This window comes from Martinezella lusitana (assembly GCF_010668395.1).
Taxonomy (GTDB): Bacteria; Pseudomonadota; Alphaproteobacteria; order Rhizobiales; family Rhizobiaceae; genus Rhizobium; species Rhizobium lusitanum_A.
Genome location: NZ_WUEY01000001.1, coordinates 244,308 through 263,130, shown reverse-complemented (window position 1 = coordinate 263,130; position 18,823 = coordinate 244,308). Strand labels below are relative to the sequence as shown.

The following is an 18,823-nucleotide window of genomic DNA, read 5'->3' as shown; positions in this document are numbered from 1 at the left end:
GGACTCTCGAACTGATAGGGATGATCTGCCTGCGTTTGCCGGATATAGGAAATGTTTGGCGGATGCAAACACCACGCACTGGCAATAGCCACAACACCGTGATTTTATAATGCGCTGCAGCATCGTTATATAGAACGAAAAGCGGGGGAGAGAAATATGCAGGATCAGCAGCCGCTCTGGACACCATCGGAAGAATCTCGCCGCCAGAGCCCGATGTTCGCCTTCATGCAGGAATGCAACCGGCGTTTCGGCTTGTCCTTGTCCGATTTCGCAGGCCTCCATGCCTGGTCGATTGCCGACCGGGAAAATTTCTGGACTGCGGTCTGGGATTTCTGCGGCCTGAAGGGCGAACGCGGGGAACGGGCGCTCATCCATGGCGACATCATGCTGGAAGCCCGCTTCTTTCCCGACGCCAGCCTGAATTTTGCCGAAAACCTGCTATCGCGGAGCGGCGAGGGCGATGCGCTGGTGTTCTGGGGCGAGGACAAGGTGCGCGACCGCTGGTCGTGGGACCGGCTGGCCGCAATGGTTTCTCGCCTCCAGCAGGCCTATCGTGCCCTCGGCATCGGCAAGGGAGATCGTGTGGCGGCAATGATGCCGAACATGCCCGAAACCATCGCCTGCATGCTGGCGGCCGCGTCGATCGGCGCGATCTGGTCTTCCTGCTCCCCGGATTTCGGCGAGCAGGGTGTCATGGACCGCTTCGGCCAGATCGAGCCGAAGCTCTTCATCGCCTGCAGCGGCTACTGGTATGGCGGCAAGCTGCAGGATGTCACGGCCAAGGTCAGCGCCATAGCGCAGCGCCTGAAGGCCCCTGCCGTCATCGTCCCTTATGCCGGCAGTGCCGGGGCCGTCGTGGCTGCGACGCCGGGCGCAAAGAGCCTCGATGATTTTGTCGCGCCCTTCGAGGCAAAGTCGGTCGAATTCGTCGCGGTTCCCTTCTCGCATCCGTTGTTCATCCTGTTTTCCTCCGGCACGACCGGCGTTCCGAAGTGCATCGTGCATTCCACCGGCGGGGCGTTGCTGCAACTCGTCAAGGAACACCGGCTGCATTGCGGCGTCGTGCCCGGCGAAAAGGTCTTCTACTTCACCACCTGCGGCTGGATGATGTGGAACTGGCTGGTGACCGGCCTTGCCGCCGGTGCGACGCTTTGCCTCTATGATGGATCGCCCTTCGCGCCCGACGGCAACATCCTGTTCGACTATGCGCAGGAAGAGAAGTTCGCGCTGTTCGGCACGTCCGCCAAATATATCGACGCCGTACACAAGAGCGGCCTCACGCCGAAGACATCGCATGACCTGTCGAGCCTGCGGCTGATGACATCAACCGGTTCGCCGCTGTCGCCGGAGGGCTTCACCTTCGTCTATGAGGGCATCAAGGACGATATCCAGCTCGCTTCGATTTCCGGCGGCACCGACATCGTCTCATGCTTCGTGCTTGGCAACCCGCTGCAGCCTGTCTGGCGCGGCGAAATCCAGGGCCCCGGATTAGGCCTTGCCGTCGATGTCTGGAACGACGAAGGCAAGCCGGTGCGCCGCGAGAAGGGCGAGCTCGTCTGCACCAAGGCGTTTCCCTCCATGCCGGTCATGTTCTGGAACGATCCCGAACGCGCCAAATATCGTGCCGCCTATTTCGAGCGCTTCGACAATATCTGGTGCCATGGCGATTTCGCCGAATGGACCGTTCATGGTGGCCTGGTCATCCATGGCCGTTCGGACGCGACGCTCAATCCCGGCGGCGTACGCATCGGTACGGCAGAAATCTACAATCAGGTCGAGCAGATCCCAGAGGTCCTGGAGGCGCTCTGCATCGGCCAGGATTGGGACGACGATGTCCGCGTCGTGCTCTTCGTCCGCCTGGCGCCCGGCGTTTCCCTGACCGAGGATCTGGTCAAGGCGATGAAGACCCGCATTCGCACCGGCGCCTCGCCGCGTCACGTCCCGGCCAAGATCATCGCCGTTACGGATATTCCACGCACGAAATCCGGCAAGATCGTCGAGCTTGCCGTGCGCGAGGTGGTGCATGGCCGGCCAGTCAAGAACAAGGAGGCGCTCGCCAACCCGGAGGCGCTGGACCTTTTTGCGGGGCTCGAAGAACTGAAAAGTTAAGGCAGACCTTAAAACTGAGGGGCAAACGATGACCCCCGTTTGGTAATCCTGCGTTAAGAAAGCTTGGTCAAAGGTAAAGGCCGACTTGAGACCGTTCGCATGAGCTAGAGCGGATTGGAGCTGCCGTTGGCTCCCGAGACATGAAGTTCACCGACTCGAGCTTTCTTTAGGCAGCATCAACTTCAAAGGCAGCGCGATTCGCTGCCTTTTTTTCGTTTCGTCGCCGCGAATCCGCGTCTGCTCTGTACATTAGCCCGTTGAGCAAGTATGTGCACGCCTGAAGAAGAGGTTCGCAACGTGCGAACCACGATGATCGCTGCCCGCTGGCGTGCGAAGAATTCCGAAAGACAGATGATGACTGAATTCGAAGGCATCGCTCCGGCGATTGCTGAGGCTTTGGCAAAGCGCGGTTACGAAACGCTGACGCCGGTACAGAAGGCCATGCTCGATCCTGGCCTTGCCGGCAAGGATGCGCTCGTCTCGGCCCAGACCGGCTCGGGCAAGACGGTTGCCTTCGGCCTGGCGCTGGCGCCCGGCCTGCTCGACGGCGGCGAGCGTTTCGGCCGTGCGGGAGCACCGCTGGCACTGGCAATCGCACCGACCCGCGAACTGGCGCTGCAGGTTCAGCGCGAGCTGGAATGGCTCTATGCGCAGACCGGCGCGACCATTGCTTCCTGCGTCGGCGGCATGGACATGCGCACGGAACGGCGGACGCTGGAACGCGGCGCCCATATCGTCGTCGGCACGCCGGGCCGTCTCTGCGATCACATTCGCCGCAACTCGCTCGACATATCCGAGCTGCGCGCCGTCGTGCTTGACGAGGCCGACGAGATGCTCGATCTCGGTTTCCGCGAGGACCTGGAATTCATTCTGGAAAGCGCGCCGTCCGATCGCCGCACCCTGATGTTCTCTGCGACCGTGCCGCGCTCGATCGCCAAGCTTGCCGAAAACTATCAGCGCGATGCCGTTCGCATCGCCACCGCTTCCGAAGCCAAGCAGCATGTCGATATCGACTATCGCGCGCTGACCGTGGTTCCGAGCGACAGGGAAAACGCCATCATCAACGTGCTGCGCTACTACGAAGCGCGCAACGCCATCGTTTTCTGCTCGACGCGCGCCGCCGTCAATCATCTGACGGCGCGCTTCAACAATCGCGGGTTCTCTGTCGTCGCGTTGTCGGGCGAGCTTAGCCAGAACGAGCGCACACACGCCCTGCAGGCCATGCGCGACGGCCGCGCCCGCGTCTGCATCGCCACCGACGTCGCTGCTCGCGGCATCGACCTGCCGGGTCTGGAACTGGTCGTTCATGCCGACCTGCCGACCAATCCGGATACGCTGCTGCATCGCAGCGGCCGCACCGGCCGCGCCGGCAACAAGGGCGTCAGCGCCCTCATCGTGCCGCTCAGCGCCCGCCGCCGCACCGAGCGCCTGCTGGAAGCCGCCCGCATCCGCGCCACCTGGGCAAAGCCGCCGTCGGCTGACGAAGTGAGCCAGCGCGACGACGAGCGACTTCTTGCCGATCCGGTCTTTACCGGAGCGCTCGGCGAAGATGAGCAGTCGATCGTGCAGCAATTGCTGGAGCGCCATGGCGCCGAGCAGGTTGCCGCTGCATTCCTGCGGCAGTACCGGGCCGGCCACTCCGCGCCCGAGGAGCTGCAGGACGTGCCTGCCGAAGGCGAACGCAAGAAGTCCCGCCGGGACGACTTTCCCGTTACGCCGCGCGATGATGGCCCTTCCGCGGGGCGGAACGATTTTACCGACGGTGTCTGGGTATCGCTTTCCGTCGGCCGCAAGCAGAATGCCGAGCCGCGCTGGCTGATCCCCATGCTTTGCCGCAACGGCAACCTGACGAAGCGCGACATCGGCGCCATCAAGATGCAGCCCGAGGAAACCTTTGTGGAGCTTTCGCCAGAAGGTGCCGAGCGCTTCCTCTCGGCCATCGGCCAGGACAAAACTCTGGAGCGCGGCATCCGCGTCAAGCCGCTCGCCGGCGTGCCGGATTTTCAGCAGGTCAAGCGGGAAGGCGGTTTCGCGAAGAAGAAGCCTTTCGCCGACAAGGGTGCTCGCGCCAACGACGGCCCCAAGCCGAAATGGAAGTCCGATCGCAAGCCGGAGCGGGCGCATTCAGGTGAGGGCGCTGTCTCCGAACGTCCCGACAAGAAGCCCTGGGCAAAGAAGCCCGGTAAGCCGAGTTTTACCAAGAACGACGGCCCACCCAAGGGCGGCGGTCCGAATTCCCGGGCGGCGCGCAAGGCTGCGAAGGTGCGCGGGGAATAAACACCTTCGCCGCGCTCAAGAAAGCGCGGCGTCCCTTCTTGTGCATCCACGTACGCGCCCTTCGCTTTCGATGACCGGCTTGACCGACCGTCTCGCTAATTTCGCGGCAACGGACTCCACTGCTAAAGAGCAACAGGATGGGCGTCAGGAACTACTTGATCGAAGGTGTTTCCGGCACCGGTAAGACGTCGGTCTGCCACGAACTGCGGCGGCGTGGCTACCAGGCCATCAATGGCGATGTCGAGCTGGCTTATCAGGGCGATCCAAAGACGGGAAACCCTTGGATGGGCTCGCTCACGAGCATCATATCTGGAACGTGGATAAACTCGGAGCACTGGTGGCCGACCAAAGCCATGCCGCGACATTCTTCTGCGGCGGCTCCCGAAATTTCCCGAGCTTCATTGATGTGTTCGATCGGGTTTTTGTTCTTGATGTCGACCTAGACACATTGGACAGGCGGCTCGCCGAAAGGCCGGAAACAGAATGGGGAGGAAGATCTGCCGAACGGCAGCTTATTCGGCGCTTGCATGCAACGAAAGAAGATATCCCCCAGTGTGGCGTCGTCATCGACGCCACGATGCCGATTGAACGTGTCGTAGACAGGATTCTGGAAAAGTGCGGCTAGGTCAGCCAGCTGCCTCAACTGCGCGACGTCAGCCAGACACCGACCAATGTCACCGCCAATCCGGCGAACATCGCCGTCGTCAGCGGTTCGGAAAACAGCGCCCAGGCCCAGAGCATGGTCACGGGCGGGCTGAGATAGATAGCCGCGCTGACTTGCGCCACCGGAAAGAGGCGCAGGCTTGTATAATAGATCGAGTAGGCGGCAAAGGTCGCGACCAGCACCAGCCATGTTATGCCGATCGCGAAGCCGCGGGTCAGCGGTGGCGCGAGATCGCCCTGCATCGTCGCGCAGATGCCAAACAGCACCGAGGCCGTGAGCGTGTGGATGCAAAGGCTTTGATGGACGGGCATATGCCCCATCCGCTGCCGCTTGTGCAGAACCGATGCGAAGGCGAAGACCAGCATCGACCCCACGGTCACGCCATAGGCCCAGACGGGCGCTGCGCCGAAGCTGAGGCTGTCTATCGACACGATCAGCACGCCTGTGACCGCGATCGCCGTGCCCAGCCATTGGCGCGCGCTCAGCCGCTCCCCCAGGACGGGTTGCGAAAGCGCCGCAATCGCCAGCGGCAGGAGGTCGGAAATCAGCGCCACCAGCCCCGTCGGCACCCGTTGCTCGATCGCGAGCGCAAAGCCGCCGAGATAGAGGAAAACCGACATCACGCCGAACAGCATCTGTCCGGCTATTGCGCGCAGCCTCGGCCGGGGGTCGATGGCCAGGGCAAAAGGCAGCAGGATCAAACCCGAAACAAGCGTGCGCCAGAATAGGACCAGCATGACGCTGGCCTCCTGGCTGACATAGCGAATGCCGATGAAGCCGGAACTCCAGCTGAAGATCAGCAGCGTCGCCATCACGGGCCAAAGGAAGCGGTGTTGGCTCGGTGCAGGCCGCGATAGGCATTCGTCTGTCATCTGGTTCTCGTCTGGTGGCGCTCGATCGAACGTCTTTCACGGCCCAGCCATAGGCGAGCGCCGGCGCGATGGCACATGACAAATATCGATCGCAACATGACATTTCAGTCTCATGTCTCATGACTATTTGCCAACTGCTGGCGGAACATGCATTCTCTCCCGCAAGATTGTCATTCGAGCTGAACTAGCCATGACCGACTTCACGAGCCGACGCTTGGAAATCGACGCTCTTCGCGCCTTGTGGGCGATCCGCCATCATGGCGGCATCACCCGCGCGGCGGAGGCGTTGGGCCTCTCGCAATCCGCCGTCAGCCACAAGATCAAGCGGCTTGAGACGAGCCTCGATTGCGATCTGCTGAGCCGCAAGCCCGGAGCGTCGATGTTCACCGCGGCCGGGGAGGATCTGCTTGACTATGCCGGGCGCATCCTCAGCCTGCATGACGAGGCGTTGCTGAGCCTGTCGAAGACCTCGCTTGCCGGGCGCGTCGCTCTCGGCTTGACCGAGGATACGACCTGCACCGATCTTGCCCGCATATTGGGGCGTTTTCGCCGCCTGCACCCCAACGTCTCCGTGCGCACCAAGGTCCGCATGAGTTTGATTCTCCGGGGGATGCTGGAGCGGGGAGAGCTCGACGCCGCCATCGTGCAGGTCTTCGCCCATGAGGTCCGGCCGACCGATGCCGTCCTCTTTCGCGAACAGCTGCATTGGGTCAAGCACCCGGACCTTTCTTTGCCGCCGGACGGCCCGGTTCCGTTTCTCTCCTTCGACGATGAGTGCTTCTATCGCCGATGGGCGTTCGATATCGGACAGGACGGCGGCGTCGTCCTTGAAACCGTATTCGAGTGCTCGAGCGCTGCGGGGATTGTGGCGGCCGTTAACTCGGGCCTGGGTGCGGCGCTTCTGAGCAGCCGTCATCTGCAACCCGACATGGAAATCATCACCCATGGTCTGCCGGCGCCGCCCGCCCTGGCTTATGTGGTGCGTCGCGGACGCAAGGTGAGAAACCCCGCGCTCGATACGCTTGTGGCGGAAATCGAGAGCGAAATCAGCCGTTACGGAGGCCTGGCTCTGGCGAGCTAGGCGAACCGGCCTGTCGATCAGGGCAATCGGTGCTTGCGCCGCGCATCATTACCTCGAGCGTTCGCTGGCGTTCGAGAGGGGAAGGCGCTTTTTTCTGTAGATTTGCAGGCTTTGCATGACTGAGGCAGAATGCCGCCCAAGACGAGGCGGCGAAAGGAGCGGCCTACTCATGCTCATCGGTTCATGCCACTGCGGCAAGACGGGCTGGACGCTCGACGGCGATCCGAGGTCGATCACGGCCTGCAACTGCACGCTCTGCCGGCGCTATGGTGCGCTGTGGGCCTATGATTATGAAGGGGAGCGCGTCTCCGTCACCGGACAGACGGCTTCCTATACCCGGGCCGAGGAAAAGCAGCCGTCGCTCGAAATATTGTTCTGCCCGTCCTGCGCCAATGTCTTGAGCTGGCGCGGCCTGCGGCTTCAAAAGGATGGCCGCCGCCGCATGGCCGTCAACCTGCGGCTCGCGCCGCCGGATCTCGTCTCAGGCTTGCCTATCGATCATTTCGACGGGCTCGACACGTTCGAGGACTTGCCGTCCCAGGGCAAATGCGTGCGCGATCTCTGGTTCTGATGGCGAGCCGATCGTCTGTCAGTTCGCCAATACCCTTGGCGAAGGGAAGGTGATCTCGACCAATGTGCCTTCGTTCGGGGCCGAGTTGATGGAGAAGGTCGCCCGGTTGGCGTCGACCATGGCCTTGGTCAGCGGCAGGCCGAGGCCGGTGCCGTCGCCGCGTTTGCGAGAATTGGTGGACACCTGCCGGAACGGCTTCATCGCCTGCTCCAGCTCCGAGCGCGTCATGCCGACGCCCGTATCCCTGATCCGCATCACGACGCTGCCATTGCCCTCATAGGAGGTCGACACGACGATCTGGCCGCCGGATGGCGTGAAGCGGATGGCGTTGGAGAGGATGTTGAGCGCGATCTGCTTGATGGAGCGCAGGTCGGCCACGACATTCGGCACCGCTTGCGACAGCGCCGTGCGGATGATGACGCGCTGGCTGTTGGCCTGTGGCTGCACCAGCGACACGGCTTCGGTGATCGCTTCGTTGAGGCCGACGGAGGCGAAATCCAGGTCCATCTCGCCGGCTTCGATCTTCGAGATGTCGAGGAGATCGTTGACGATGTCGAGCACATGGCGGCCGGAGCGGCCGATATCGGTCGCATATTCGACGTAGCGCGAATGGCCGATCGGCCCGAAGCGCTCGCCGGCCATCATGTCGGAAAAGCCGATGATGGCGTTGAGCGGCGTGCGGATTTCATGGCTGACGCGGGCCAGGAAATCCGTCTTGTGGGCATTGGCGGTTTCGGCGGCGCGCTTGGCGTTGCGCAGCTCTTCTTCGGTGCGCTTCCATTGCGTGATGTCGCGGATGACCGCGCAATAGCCGTTCGAGGAGTTCAGCCGGCCCATGGTCATGAACAGCGGCACGAAGCCGCCGGACGCTTCGCGGCCGATCACTTCGCGCCCGTCGTTGAGCACGCTGGCGACGCCATGGCCCGAAAGGCCGCCGAGATAATCGAGCACCGCCTTCTGGCTCTCATGCGCAAACAGCATGACGAAAGGTTTGCCGCGCGTTTCCTGGTCGTCGTAGTTGAACAGGGCGCTCGCGGAGCGGTTCATCGACCGGATCTCGCCCTCCTGGCCGATGATGATGACGCCGTCCGTCGCCGTCTCCAGCGTCGAGCGCAGTTCCTCGATCTCGACCTGCAGCTTCGCAACCTTTTCGAGGATGCGTTCCGGCCGGGCTTCCTCGGGAACGGGCTGCGGCTGCGGTGCCGGCGGCTCGCTTTTTTCCACCGGCATCAGCGCCAGCATCAAGGCCGTGCCGTCTTCCCAGCGGATCGACTGCAGCCGGGCCGTCACCGGCACCAGCGCGTCGTCGGCGCGCACCACCATCATCGTGCCGGGCCGCTCGGTCTTGTTCTCCAGATCGTTGCGCTGCAGCAGCGCATCGAGGCCGCCGACTTGCTCGAGGTCTTCCAGGCTGTCATAGCCGGTCAGCCGCAGGAATTCCGGATTGCCGTGGATGAGGCGATCGCCGGCGTGGACGAGGACGGCGAGCGGCAGCTGATCGACGATATCGGACGACAAGCCCGTGCGCATTTTCACGCGCGGCGGAATGGCGTTGCTGAGGACATCCAGCGGATCGAAATCCTCTTCCGGCTCGGCGGAAGCGGCAGGGTTCTCCGCATGGGCACCGTCGCCCGCAACGGGAATATCTTCCCCCGTGGTCTCGACCAGCTTCACGATCGGCGGAGGTGCGCTCTCTTCCGCGCGCGCAGCTTCCGTCTGCCGGTCATCGTCATGGCTGTTTTCATCGGTCGTTTCCGTCGCGTCGGACAGGATTTCGTCGGCCGCGTTCGGTTGCGGGGCGATATCGGCATCGTCATCATGCCGCTCGTCGCGGGGCTGCTCCGCGGGCGGTTCCGTGCGTTTGCCGAAGGGCTCGAGCTGCCGGGCAATTTCGCGGAACGCCGCCTGCTCACTGAGCGAAAGTCCGGCCTGTGTCAGTGTCCGGCGCTCGTGCAGCCGAACGACCTTGTCCGATTCACGACGGTTGTGCGTGTCGGAAATCCGCAGGGCAGGCGGTTCGTAATGCGGCGCGGAAGTATCTTCCGCCGCGTCCTGCATCGGGCTTTCGATCTCTTCCGCGGCCTTTGTCGCCGTCAGGGTCTCTTCCGGTTCCTGAGCCGGCGGCTCGTTCGATGCGGCGTCCGTTTCCGCCGCCGCCTCGGCAATAGGGGCCGCCCCATCGGTTTCCCGGCCAACGAGGGCCATGCCGCGTTTCACCGGATCTTCGATGGCATCCGCGAGACGGACGACACCGAAGCCTCTGAAGCCATCGAATTCGCGGCTGCGTGTATAGGTCGGCAAGGCGGCAAGATCGACCGGCACCATCAGGCTCGTGCCTTCCACCGGCCAGTAGATCGTCCGTCCGGACCATGTGTCGCGTCGCGCCAGCAGTTCGGCGATCTTGCCGTCCGGATCGAGATTGAAGCGGTGGGCGACATCGGCGAAGGCGGTGCCGGCAATCTGTGCGGCATGCGGGCCGACCGCATCGGCGAATTCGCGGGAAACCTCGCTGAACTGGCCCGCGGCGTCGATCTTCCAGACGAACCGGGTAGCGCGCCCGTTGCGCTTGAAGCTGAAGCCTTCCTCCGGACCGCTGTCGGTGCCGGCTTGAGCTGTCGGGGAAGGCGGCTCCGCTTCCGTCGTTGTCTCTATTGCAGTGTTGCCGTCGTCGCTCGCCGCGACTTCGGGCTGTTGCTCGTCGGCTTGGGCTGCCGTTTCGGCAGCAGCCCCGGGTGCGCTGTCGGGTGAGGCATGGGTATCCGCATTCACTTCCGCTTCGCTTGAGCTTTCGGCGGTCGGTGCCGGGTCCTGCTGTTCGTCTGCCCGATATTCCGGCGTCTCGTCCAGCTCCTCGATGCCGGCCACCGCATCGATGACGTCGCCGAAGGGCGCTGTCCCCTCGGCTATAGGAGCTGCTTTCGGTGTCTCGTCTGCCGCCGCTGCTTCCAGCTCCTCCCGGGCTTCCTCCGCCTGCGGCTCCACGGTTGCGACGGCGCGCGCGGCGTCGGCCAGGCTTTCCGTGGGGTCGAGATGGCCCAGCACCGTTTCCACCACGAACAGCAGGTGCAGGGCGGGAATTTCCGAGAGCTTGCCGATGGCGGCAGGCAGGTAGCCGCGCCCGGTCGGGATCGGCCGCTTGATCAGCCGGTCCGGCTGCGCGCCGGCCATGGTCGTCAGCATTCGCGCCGTCTGCGGCGTAATATCGAGCGAGCCGAACCGCGTGGATGCGGTGATGATTTCGCCATCGCGGCCGATGACGGCCATATGGGTATCGGGATCGTCGAACCCGTCGATCATGCGCCGGGCACACTCGGCTGCCGCAAGCGGCTTGGAAGAGACCGGAGAGGAAAACAGCACGGCCTCTTCGCCCGCCTGGATGCGGATAAGTTCGACGGCCGCGTTGACGACCGCCCGCTGGAAGCCCGAGGCCATGCGGATCAGGAATGTCCGCTGGTCACCGACCGCGCCGAGACCGCGCGCCGTCGCGTCGATCTGTCGGAACGAGACGTCGCCGGGCTTCGGTCCCTGTTCGACAAAATCATAAATGGCGTCATAGCCGAAAAGGTTGGCACCGGCGCCGTTGGCCCAGAGCACGCGATCCATGCCGGTCGAAAACATGACCATGGCTTCACCGCGCGCAAAGCGCTCCCGAACGCGCGGATGCACGGCAATGTCAATGAACGGATATTGAATTGCGGGCATATTCCAACCTGTTTTGCGGGCGTAACCGCCTCTCTTGCTTTAACAGTTTATTAATATCGGCGCCCCGCTTCCCGGTCCAGCGAAGGGTCCATTTTTCGGCCGAAAAGGTTAACGCGTTGTGCGCTGCAAAAATATATTGCACTGCACAATTTTTTGAACTATATAAGCTGCATAAACTTTAACGACTGGTGCCTCCGGGAGGCCCCCAAAGGAGCGTAATCATGGCTACTGTAAAGAAAGACGACGTTTTTTCAACGGCTGCATTCGACCCGTCCAAGTTCTCTGAATCGTTCCGCGACTTCGCGGAAAAGGGCGCTGCCCAGTCCAAGGAAGCCTTCGCGAAGCTGAAGACGGCGACCGAGGAAGCCGGCAAGACCGTTGAAGCAACCGTGCAGAACGCACAGGCTGGTTCGCTGGAAATCGGCCTCAAGGCAATCGACGTTCTGCGCACCAATGCCGAAAGCTCGCTGGCGCACATGGAAGCCCTGCTTCGCGTCAAGTCCGTTGGCGAACTCTTTGAACTTCAGACCGCTTTCATCCGCAAGCAGGCGGAAGTCACCGTCGAGCAGGCCAAGTCCATTCAGGAAACCACCAAGAAGGTTGCCGAAAAGCTGGCGAAGCCGAGCAAGGACGCTGCCGAAAAGGCAATGGCCTCCTTCAAGGCCTAACGCATTTCCAATACGCCTTCAAAGGCATGAACGCCCCCGTTCCCAGGCGAAAGACCTGGGGGCGGGGCTTTTTATTGCGCGGAGGAGGGATTCAAGCCCCGGCGCGCATCTTGGCTTGGATATCTGCAAAGCTTTTTTATATTGCGGGGAGATAGGACTTGAAATAATTTCAAAGTCCTCGTATGTCACCCCCGTTCGCGGCGACGCGAGCAAGTGCGGTTGTAGCTCAGTTGGTTAGAGCGCAGGTTTGTGGCACCTGAGGTCGGAGGTTCGAGACCCCCCAACCGTACCATTCTCTCCACACAGTCTGTCGGGCATGCGTCGCTGCAATCAGCGGCCGGAGCTTATTGCTTGTCTTTCGGCTTCTTTTCCACATGTCCGGGCGATATCGGATCGCTGGCGGGAAAGGTCTCTTCCAGCGCTTCCTCGAGATAGTCGTCCTGTTCCTTGTGCTCTCTTTTGCTGGGTTTCTGCGGCTTCTTGTCGGTCATCATCCTGGCTCCCTGGCTTTTCCCAAGGATACTAGGCTTCGCCCGGCCTTTGTCCAGCATCGTGCTGAGCGTCGAAAGGCCGAACGGCGTCACTTTCCGTCATGCCGGATTCATATTGGAACCGTGCCCGTTCCCGCCCGTTCTGTTCTTGAGAGCAACGAGACGAAAGGAGCGGACCATGTCTGTACCGAACGAGCCGATCCCAGACTCGCCTCCCATGCCGGAACCCGGCTGGACGCCGAAGCCGCCGATCGAAGAGCCGGAGCCGGACAGATTGCCGGATGAGATTCCCGTTCCCAACCCGGACGAGAACGAGGAGCCGCCGAAGCATGCGGCAGCTTCGGCGGTGCCGCATCCTCCGTCATGGTGGAGCAATTTGCTTCCATGATCCCTGTGAAAGCTAAGCCCTTCCAGTCATGGGGTTATTGCGCGGACGTCACAAAAACATCCGCCGCTCTTCGCTGACAAGCTCCTGCAGGAAATCCGCAACGGTGCGGACGCGCACAAGGTCGCGGGCGCTTTCGTGATAGGTGGTCCAATAGGCGCGCTTGATGGAGACATCGGGCAGGATGCGGGCGAGTTCCGGAAACTGCCGGGCAATATAATCATGCAGGATGCCGATGCCGGCGCCGGAGCGCACCGCTTCCGTCTGACCGATGGCCGTGGAGATTTCAAACGAGGCATCCCAGCTGCGCATGATCTCGCCGGAAAAATTCAGCGAGGCGGTGAAGATCAGGTCTTCGACATAGCCGACGCGCGGATGCAGCTTCAGCGCCTCTACGCTCTCGGGCAATCCCGCCTGTTCCAGATAGGCTTTGGAGGCATAGAGGCCGAGCGTGTAGTCCGTCAGCTTCGATGAGACGAGGCGGCCCTGCTCGGGGCGTTCCAGCGTGATCGCGATATCGGCTTCGCGCTGCGACAGCGAAAAGGAGCGGGGAACGGGCACGAGCTGGATGCGCAGCTCCGGATAACGCGCGATCAGCCGCCCGAGCCGCGGTGCAAGAAAGGATACCCCGAAACCATCGGGCGCGCCGATGCGCACCGTGCCGGTGATGGCGCTGTCGAGATGGCCGACGCTTGCCTGAGCGCGCAGCATCTCGGTTTCCATGCGCTCGGCAGCATGCAGGAAAATCTCGCCTTCCGCGGTCAGGTCGCAGCCATTGGTGCGGCGCACCAGCAGCCGCGTCTTCAGGCGTTCCTCCAGCGTCGTGACCCGCCGTGAGAGGGTTGCATGGTTGACTCCGAGCCGCTTGGAGGCGGCCAGGATCTGGCCCGTGCGCGCCACGGCGAGAAACATGCGGACGTCATCCCAATCCATTTGCACATCCCGGACTTCAATTTTTGCACAACGGTTGCTTATAACAGCTCATTGATTTGTGCAAATTGAAGTGCCATCCTGTCATCACCCAAGAAAACGAGGAGGCACATCCATGCGTGAGATCGGTCATTTCATCGGCGGCAAGCACGTCGCCGGCACCAGCGGACGCACCAGCAACGTCTACAATCCGGCAACCGGCGAAGTGCAGGCGACCGTCGCGCTTGCCAGCGTCGAGGAGCTCCGCGCCGCGGTCGCAAATGCCAAGGCCGCGCAGCCGAAATGGGCGGCCACCAATCCGCAGCGCCGCGCCCGCGTCTTCTTCAAGTTCGTCGAGCTTCTGAACCAGAACATGGATGAGCTGGCTGTCCTGCTCTCTTCGGAGCACGGCAAGACGGTCGAGGATTCCAAGGGCGACATCATCCGCGGCCTCGAAGTCTGCGAATTCGTCTGCGGCATTCCGCACCTGCAGAAGGGCGAGTTCACCGAAGGCGCCGGCCCGTCGATTGACATGTACTCCATCCGCCAGCCTGTTGGCGTCGGTGCCGGCATCACGCCGTTCAACTTCCCGGGCATGATCCCGATGTGGATGTTTGCGCCTGCGATCGCCTGCGGCAATGCCTTCATCCTGAAGCCGTCCGAGCGTGACCCGTCCTTGCCGATCCGCCTCGCCGAACTCATGATCGAAGCCGGTCTGCCGGCAGGCATCCTCAACGTCGTCAACGGCGACAAGGCCGCGGTCGACGCCATCCTGACCGATCCGGATATCGCCGCCGTTTCCTTCGTCGGCTCCACGCCGATCGCCCGCTATGTCTATGGCACGGCCGCCATGAACGGCAAGCGCGCTCAGTGCTTCGGCGGCGCCAAGAACCACATGATCATCATGCCCGACGCCGACATGGACCAGGCCGTCAACGCCCTGATGGGCGCCGGCTACGGTTCCGCCGGCGAGCGCTGCATGGCGGTATCGGTCGCGGTGCCGGTTGGCGAGGACACGGCCAACCGTCTCGTCGAGAAGCTGGTGCCGAAGATCGAATCGCTGCGCATCGGCCCCTATACCGACGACAAGGCCGACATGGGCCCGCTCGTCACCAAGGATGCCTATAACCGCGTCAACGGCCTGATCGACCGTGGCGTCGAGGAAGGCGCCAAGCTGGTCGTCGATGGCCGCGGCTTCAAGCTGCAGGGCTATGAGGACGGCTATTTCGTCGGCGGCACGCTGTTCGACCACGTCAAGCCCGACATGGACATCTACAAGACCGAGATCTTCGGACCGGTTCTCTCGGTCGTCCGCGCCAAGAACTATGAAGACGCGCTCGAACTGCCGATGAAGCACGAATATGGCAACGGTGTCGCCATCTACACGCGTGACGGCGATGCCGCCCGCGATTTCGCCTCGCGCATCAACATCGGCATGATCGGCGTCAACGTTCCGATCCCGGTTCCGCTCGCCTATCATTCCTTCGGCGGCTGGAAGGCTTCCAGCTTTGGCGATCTCAACCAGCACGGCACGGACTCGATCAAGTTCTGGACGCGCACCAAGACGATCACCGCCCGCTGGCCCTCCGGCATCAAGGACGGCGCCGAGTTCGTCATGCCGACGATGAAATAAGCTTTGCTGCTGTGATGATAACCGCCGCCGTCCGACATCTTTCGGGCGGCGGTTTTTTGTTGCGTCTGTTTTCGATCGAGTCATCTTGCCTAAGCCGTCGTTTTCGACTAGAACAAAAAGAGAACAACGGGAGGGCCGCGCAATGTCCGTGACCTATCAGATCGACTATCTTGAATTTCCGTCGAAAGACGGCCTGAAAACCCGCCGCTTCTTCGAGGAAGCTTTCGACTGGAGCTTTGTCAGCTACGGCCCGACCTACCATGTCATCGAGGCTGCCGGCATAGATGCCGGCATCGATGGGGACGCAGGTGAGGCGGCGGGGGCACCTTTGCCCGTCGTGCGCACGACCGATTTGGAAGCCGCCCAGCGCGCTGTCGAGTTCGCCGGCGGTGTCATCACCCGCCCGGCCTTCGATTTTCCCGGCGGCCGCCGCTTCCATTTCCGCGAGCCGGGCGGCTGCGAAATGGCCGTCTGGGTTTCCTCGACGTAGAAGCCGCCTGTGCGGGCATGGCATCAAGGACGCAGTGTCGCGGGCTGAGTTGCGTGCGGATACGCATGGCGCTGTGGATCAATATTTTCCTATTGCTCGGCGTCGATTTTCCTGCTCTCAAATGCAACGGTAAGGCGAGCGGCGTGTGGCGCAACACGTCTCCCGGCGGCCGTTGCCAGAACCGCTTCCTGGAAAGTGCTCGTCCTCTTGTGGGGTGGAGGACCAGAATATGGCAGCTGTTGAACAAAATTATCCGGCGGGTGGCGGATCACTTTTCCAAAGAGCATCTTTTACCGGGAGTGCCTCCGAATATTTCGGTATCTGGATTGTCAATATCCTGCTGACAATCGTGACGCTCGGCATCTATTCCGCCTGGGCAAAGGTACGTCGCAACCGCTATTTCTACGGTAACACGGTCATTTTGGGCCATAGTTTCGAGTATCACGCCCAGGGCAAGCAGATATTGATCGGCCGGCTTATCGTCTTTGGTCTTCTCATCGTGCTGAACATACTTGCGCATGTGGCACCCCTGGCAGTCTTGGCGGTTTGGCCGGTCTTGCTGGTGGTGTTTCCCTGGTTTCTCATGCGAGGACTGCGGTTCAACGCCCGCGTGACAAGCTATCGCAACGTACGTTTTGATTTTGTGGGAACCTATGGCGGCGCGTTCAAGGCGATCTTCCTGGGTGCGGTCGTGACGGTGATATCCGTCGGATTGCTGTCTCCCATTGCCAGCCGCTGGTTCTACAAATATGTCTTTGACAACCTCCGTTATGGTGATCGACCATTTTCGACCGAGCCGCGATTGGGCGCTCTCTACGAGGCATTCTTCACGGTAATCGCGATCGTGATCGCCGCCGTCGTGATCCTGGGACTTTTCGGTGCTGTCGCAGGTGGTTTCGGCGACCGCTCCATTGGTGCGGGAATGGGTAGCATCAGCCTGTGGCATTGGATGGTTGTGCTTATTTTCCCGATCTACATATTCGCCGCGCTCTACTATCGCGCGACGGTGCGCAACATCATCTGGTCGGCCGCAATGCTCGATCATCGCCATCAGCTCAAGAGCGACATCGGTCGTCGGCGCTATGCGTGGATTGCGATTTCGAACGTGGTTGTGACCCTGATAACCCTCGGACTGATGCGCCCCTGGGCGGCAGTCCGCATGCAGGCTTTTCTTGCCGAGCATACTTCTGTCCATGTCGATGGCGAGATCGGTGTCGTCTTCGATCAGATCCGCTCGACCGGCAGTGCCATAAGCGCGGAATATCTCGACATAGACGGATTCGACTTTGGGTTCTGATCAGCAAGCGATCGCGACGGGCGTCTGGCATCCGCCGCATTCCAGCCGGTAAGTTCCAGCCCGTTTGCTGGACATCGGCGGATCGCTCATGGTGCTGTCGGACGAAAAGGAGGATGAAGGCAGGCGGCTTGCCTGGGGTATCCGCGCCGACATCGAGGTCAGCCAGCGTGTCGGTTCCATCCCGCGTCGTATTGTGTTCGGAAATGAATCGGTTTTCGAAACCCGTGATAACGACGCCATCGACGCCTATCTGCGAGGCCGCGGCGAAGGGCGCAGCGGCCTCATTCATGCGCTCGAGATCGTTCGCCCTCGGCTGATCGCCTTCGCTCTGGCGATAATTGTCCTTGCTACGGCAATTTATCACTACGCCTTGCCGGCGTTGGCGGAAGTCGCCGTTGTTGTAACTCCGCCCATAGTCCCGCAGATGATGTCAGCGGGAACGCTGAAGACGCTCGACAAGGTGACCTTCGGCCCCAGCAAGCTTCCGGAGGCGCAACAGGCGGAAATCCGCAATGACTTTGCTCGGCTGGCCGCGAACGCGGAGGGCGGAGCAGGGCGCTATCATCTCAATTTTCGAGACGGCGGCCTTATCGGCCCGAATGCCTTTGCTCTGCCGGATGGCAATCTCGTTCTCACGGATCAACTCGTCGAGCTTGCGGGCGGTGATCGGGAGATGGTTATGGCCGTTCTGGGGCATGAGATCGGTCACGTCGAATACAAGCACAGCCTGCGCCAGCTTTATCGTGCCGCCGGTGTTGCGGGTCTGGTCCTGCTGATTGGCGGCGATGTCGGCTCCGGCGTGCAGGACCTGCTAACGCAAGGCGGTGGCCTGCTTGCGCTTTCCTATTCCCGCGAGGCCGAGACACAGGCCGACCGCCGCTCGGTCGAGCTGATGCAGGCGGCGGGCATGGACCCGGCGGCTCTGTCGCGTTTCTTCGATACTCTCGAAACGAAACTCGACGATCACGGCAGCACAAGTATGCTGGCGACGCACCCAGGCACACCGGAGCGAAAGCAGGCGATCCTTGATTATGCCAGGGAGCTGAAGGAGAAGCAGTCGAAGCCGGGCGTCTGATGCTCTCAGAATAACGTGAATATGAATTTCATATTTTGGAATTGTTCAAAACTGAGAAAGCCACTATATACGGTCCAGCCCCCAAGCAGCCTTGATTCCAGGAGATCGGCATGCGTTTGACAAAGCAGACAAATTACGCGGTGCGCATGTTGATGTATTGCGCCGCCAATGAAGGCTATCTGAGCCGCATCCCGGAAATAGCCAGGGCCTACAGCGTTTCCGAGCTGTTTCTCTTCAAGATCCTGCAGCCGCTGACCAAGGCGGGCCTTGTCGAAACGGTGCGCGGTCGCAATGGCGGTGTGCGCCTCGCCAAACCCGCGGCCGATATCAGCCTGTTCGACGTCGTCCGCGTCACCGAGGATAGCTTCGCCATGGCGGAGTGCTTCGAGGAGGGCGTGGTGGAATGCCCGCTGGTCGATAGCTGCGGTCTTAACTCGGCACTGCGCAAGGCGCTGAACGCCTTCTTCGACGTTCTGACGGAATATTCCATCGACGATCTGGTGAAGGCACGGCCGCAGATCAACTTCCTGCTCGGCCTGACCGACCGGGATCACAAGGTGATTGCCAAGAAGCCGGCGATCGCCGCGCCGGCCGCCTGA

General features: G+C 61.8%; 14 protein-coding genes, 1 tRNA gene and 2 pseudogenes. 13 read left to right on the top strand and 4 right to left on the bottom strand.

The annotated features are described in order from the left end of the window. Positions 1–156 precede the first annotated feature (156 nt). From GR212_RS01290 to GR212_RS01280, 3 genes and pseudogenes are all read left to right on the top strand, one after another. Positions 157–2,109 carry an acetoacetate--CoA ligase gene (locus GR212_RS01290; protein ID WP_163984649.1) on the top strand — a complete coding sequence of 651 codons (1,953 nt, stop codon included), beginning with the start codon at positions 157–159 and terminating at the stop codon, positions 2,107–2,109. 354 nt (positions 2,110–2,463) lie between these two features. Beyond that, entirely contained in the window at positions 2,464–4,386 is a 1,923-nt protein-coding gene (locus GR212_RS01285) for a DEAD/DEAH box helicase (RefSeq protein WP_163985151.1), read from the top strand. Positions 4,387–4,523: 137 nt separating this feature from the next. After that, positions 4,524–5,011 (top strand): annotated as a pseudogene (locus tag GR212_RS01280) (AAA family ATPase). A 14-nt stretch (positions 5,012–5,025) separates the two neighbouring features. Here the strand turns inward: GR212_RS01280 and GR212_RS01275 are convergent. Beyond that, complete coding sequence (locus GR212_RS01275; protein WP_163984648.1) at positions 5,026–5,922, bottom strand: DMT family transporter; 897 nt, start codon at positions 5,920–5,922, stop codon at positions 5,026–5,028. 190 nt (positions 5,923–6,112) lie between these two features. Here GR212_RS01275 and GR212_RS01270 point away from each other — a divergent pair, with 190 nt between their 5' ends. Then, positions 6,113–7,003: a LysR family transcriptional regulator gene (locus GR212_RS01270; RefSeq protein ID WP_163984647.1), complete on the top strand. Its 891-nt coding sequence runs from the start codon at positions 6,113–6,115 to the stop codon at positions 7,001–7,003. 169 nt (positions 7,004–7,172) lie between these two features. Continuing rightward, positions 7,173–7,574: a GFA family protein gene (locus tag GR212_RS01265; protein WP_163984646.1), complete on the top strand. Its 402-nt coding sequence runs from the start codon at positions 7,173–7,175 to the stop codon at positions 7,572–7,574. A gap of 18 nt (positions 7,575–7,592) precedes the next feature. Here GR212_RS01265 and GR212_RS01260 read toward each other — a convergent pair whose 3' ends face one another. Beyond that, positions 7,593–11,276 (bottom strand): ATP-binding protein, encoded by a 3,684-nt coding sequence (locus GR212_RS01260; protein WP_163984645.1) that lies wholly within the window; start codon positions 11,274–11,276, stop codon positions 7,593–7,595. Between the two features lie 221 nt (positions 11,277–11,497). On the opposite strand from GR212_RS01260, the gene GR212_RS01255 reads away from it, so the two are divergent. Together GR212_RS01255 and GR212_RS01250 are read left to right on the top strand one after the other, a co-directional pair. Continuing rightward, positions 11,498–11,944: a phasin gene (locus GR212_RS01255; protein ID WP_163984644.1), complete on the top strand. Its 447-nt coding sequence runs from the start codon at positions 11,498–11,500 to the stop codon at positions 11,942–11,944. Positions 11,945–12,159: 215 nt separating this feature from the next. Beyond that, positions 12,160–12,236 (top strand) — tRNA-His (locus GR212_RS01250). 52 nt (positions 12,237–12,288) lie between these two features. Here GR212_RS01250 and GR212_RS01245 read toward each other — a convergent pair. Beyond that, entirely contained in the window at positions 12,289–12,438 is a 150-nt protein-coding gene (locus GR212_RS01245; protein ID WP_163984418.1) for a hypothetical protein, read from the bottom strand. A 175-nt stretch (positions 12,439–12,613) separates the two neighbouring features. Between GR212_RS01245 and GR212_RS01240 the strand changes: the two genes are divergently transcribed. After that, positions 12,614–12,823, top strand: a complete 210-nt coding sequence (locus GR212_RS01240; RefSeq protein ID WP_163984643.1) for a hypothetical protein — start codon at positions 12,614–12,616, stop codon at positions 12,821–12,823. Positions 12,824–12,871: 48 nt separating this feature from the next. On the opposite strand, the gene GR212_RS01235 is transcribed toward GR212_RS01240, so the two are convergent. Further along, positions 12,872–13,753, bottom strand: coding sequence for a LysR family transcriptional regulator (locus tag GR212_RS01235; RefSeq protein ID WP_163984642.1), 882 nt, complete (start codon positions 13,751–13,753; stop codon positions 12,872–12,874). Between the two features lie 112 nt (positions 13,754–13,865). Here GR212_RS01235 and GR212_RS01230 point away from each other — a divergent pair, with 112 nt between their 5' ends. The 5 genes and pseudogenes from GR212_RS01230 (at position 13,866) to rirA (ending at position 18,823) form a co-directional block, all read left to right on the top strand. Then, positions 13,866–15,362, top strand: coding sequence for a CoA-acylating methylmalonate-semialdehyde dehydrogenase (locus GR212_RS01230; RefSeq protein WP_163984641.1), 1,497 nt, complete (start codon positions 13,866–13,868; stop codon positions 15,360–15,362). A gap of 142 nt (positions 15,363–15,504) precedes the next feature. After that, entirely contained in the window at positions 15,505–15,852 is a 348-nt protein-coding gene (locus GR212_RS01225; RefSeq protein ID WP_163984640.1) for a VOC family protein, read from the top strand. A gap of 229 nt (positions 15,853–16,081) precedes the next feature. Beyond that, positions 16,082–17,149, top strand: coding sequence for a YjgN family protein (locus GR212_RS01220; RefSeq protein ID WP_163984639.1), 1,068 nt, complete (start codon positions 16,082–16,084; stop codon positions 17,147–17,149). Further along, positions 17,139–18,224: pseudogene (locus tag GR212_RS01215) on the top strand (M48 family metallopeptidase). The gene GR212_RS01220 and the pseudogene GR212_RS01215 overlap by 11 nt, the downstream one beginning before the upstream one ends. A 110-nt stretch (positions 18,225–18,334) precedes the next feature. Next, entirely contained in the window at positions 18,335–18,823 is a 489-nt protein-coding gene (gene rirA, locus GR212_RS01210) for an iron-responsive transcriptional regulator RirA (protein WP_163984637.1), read from the top strand.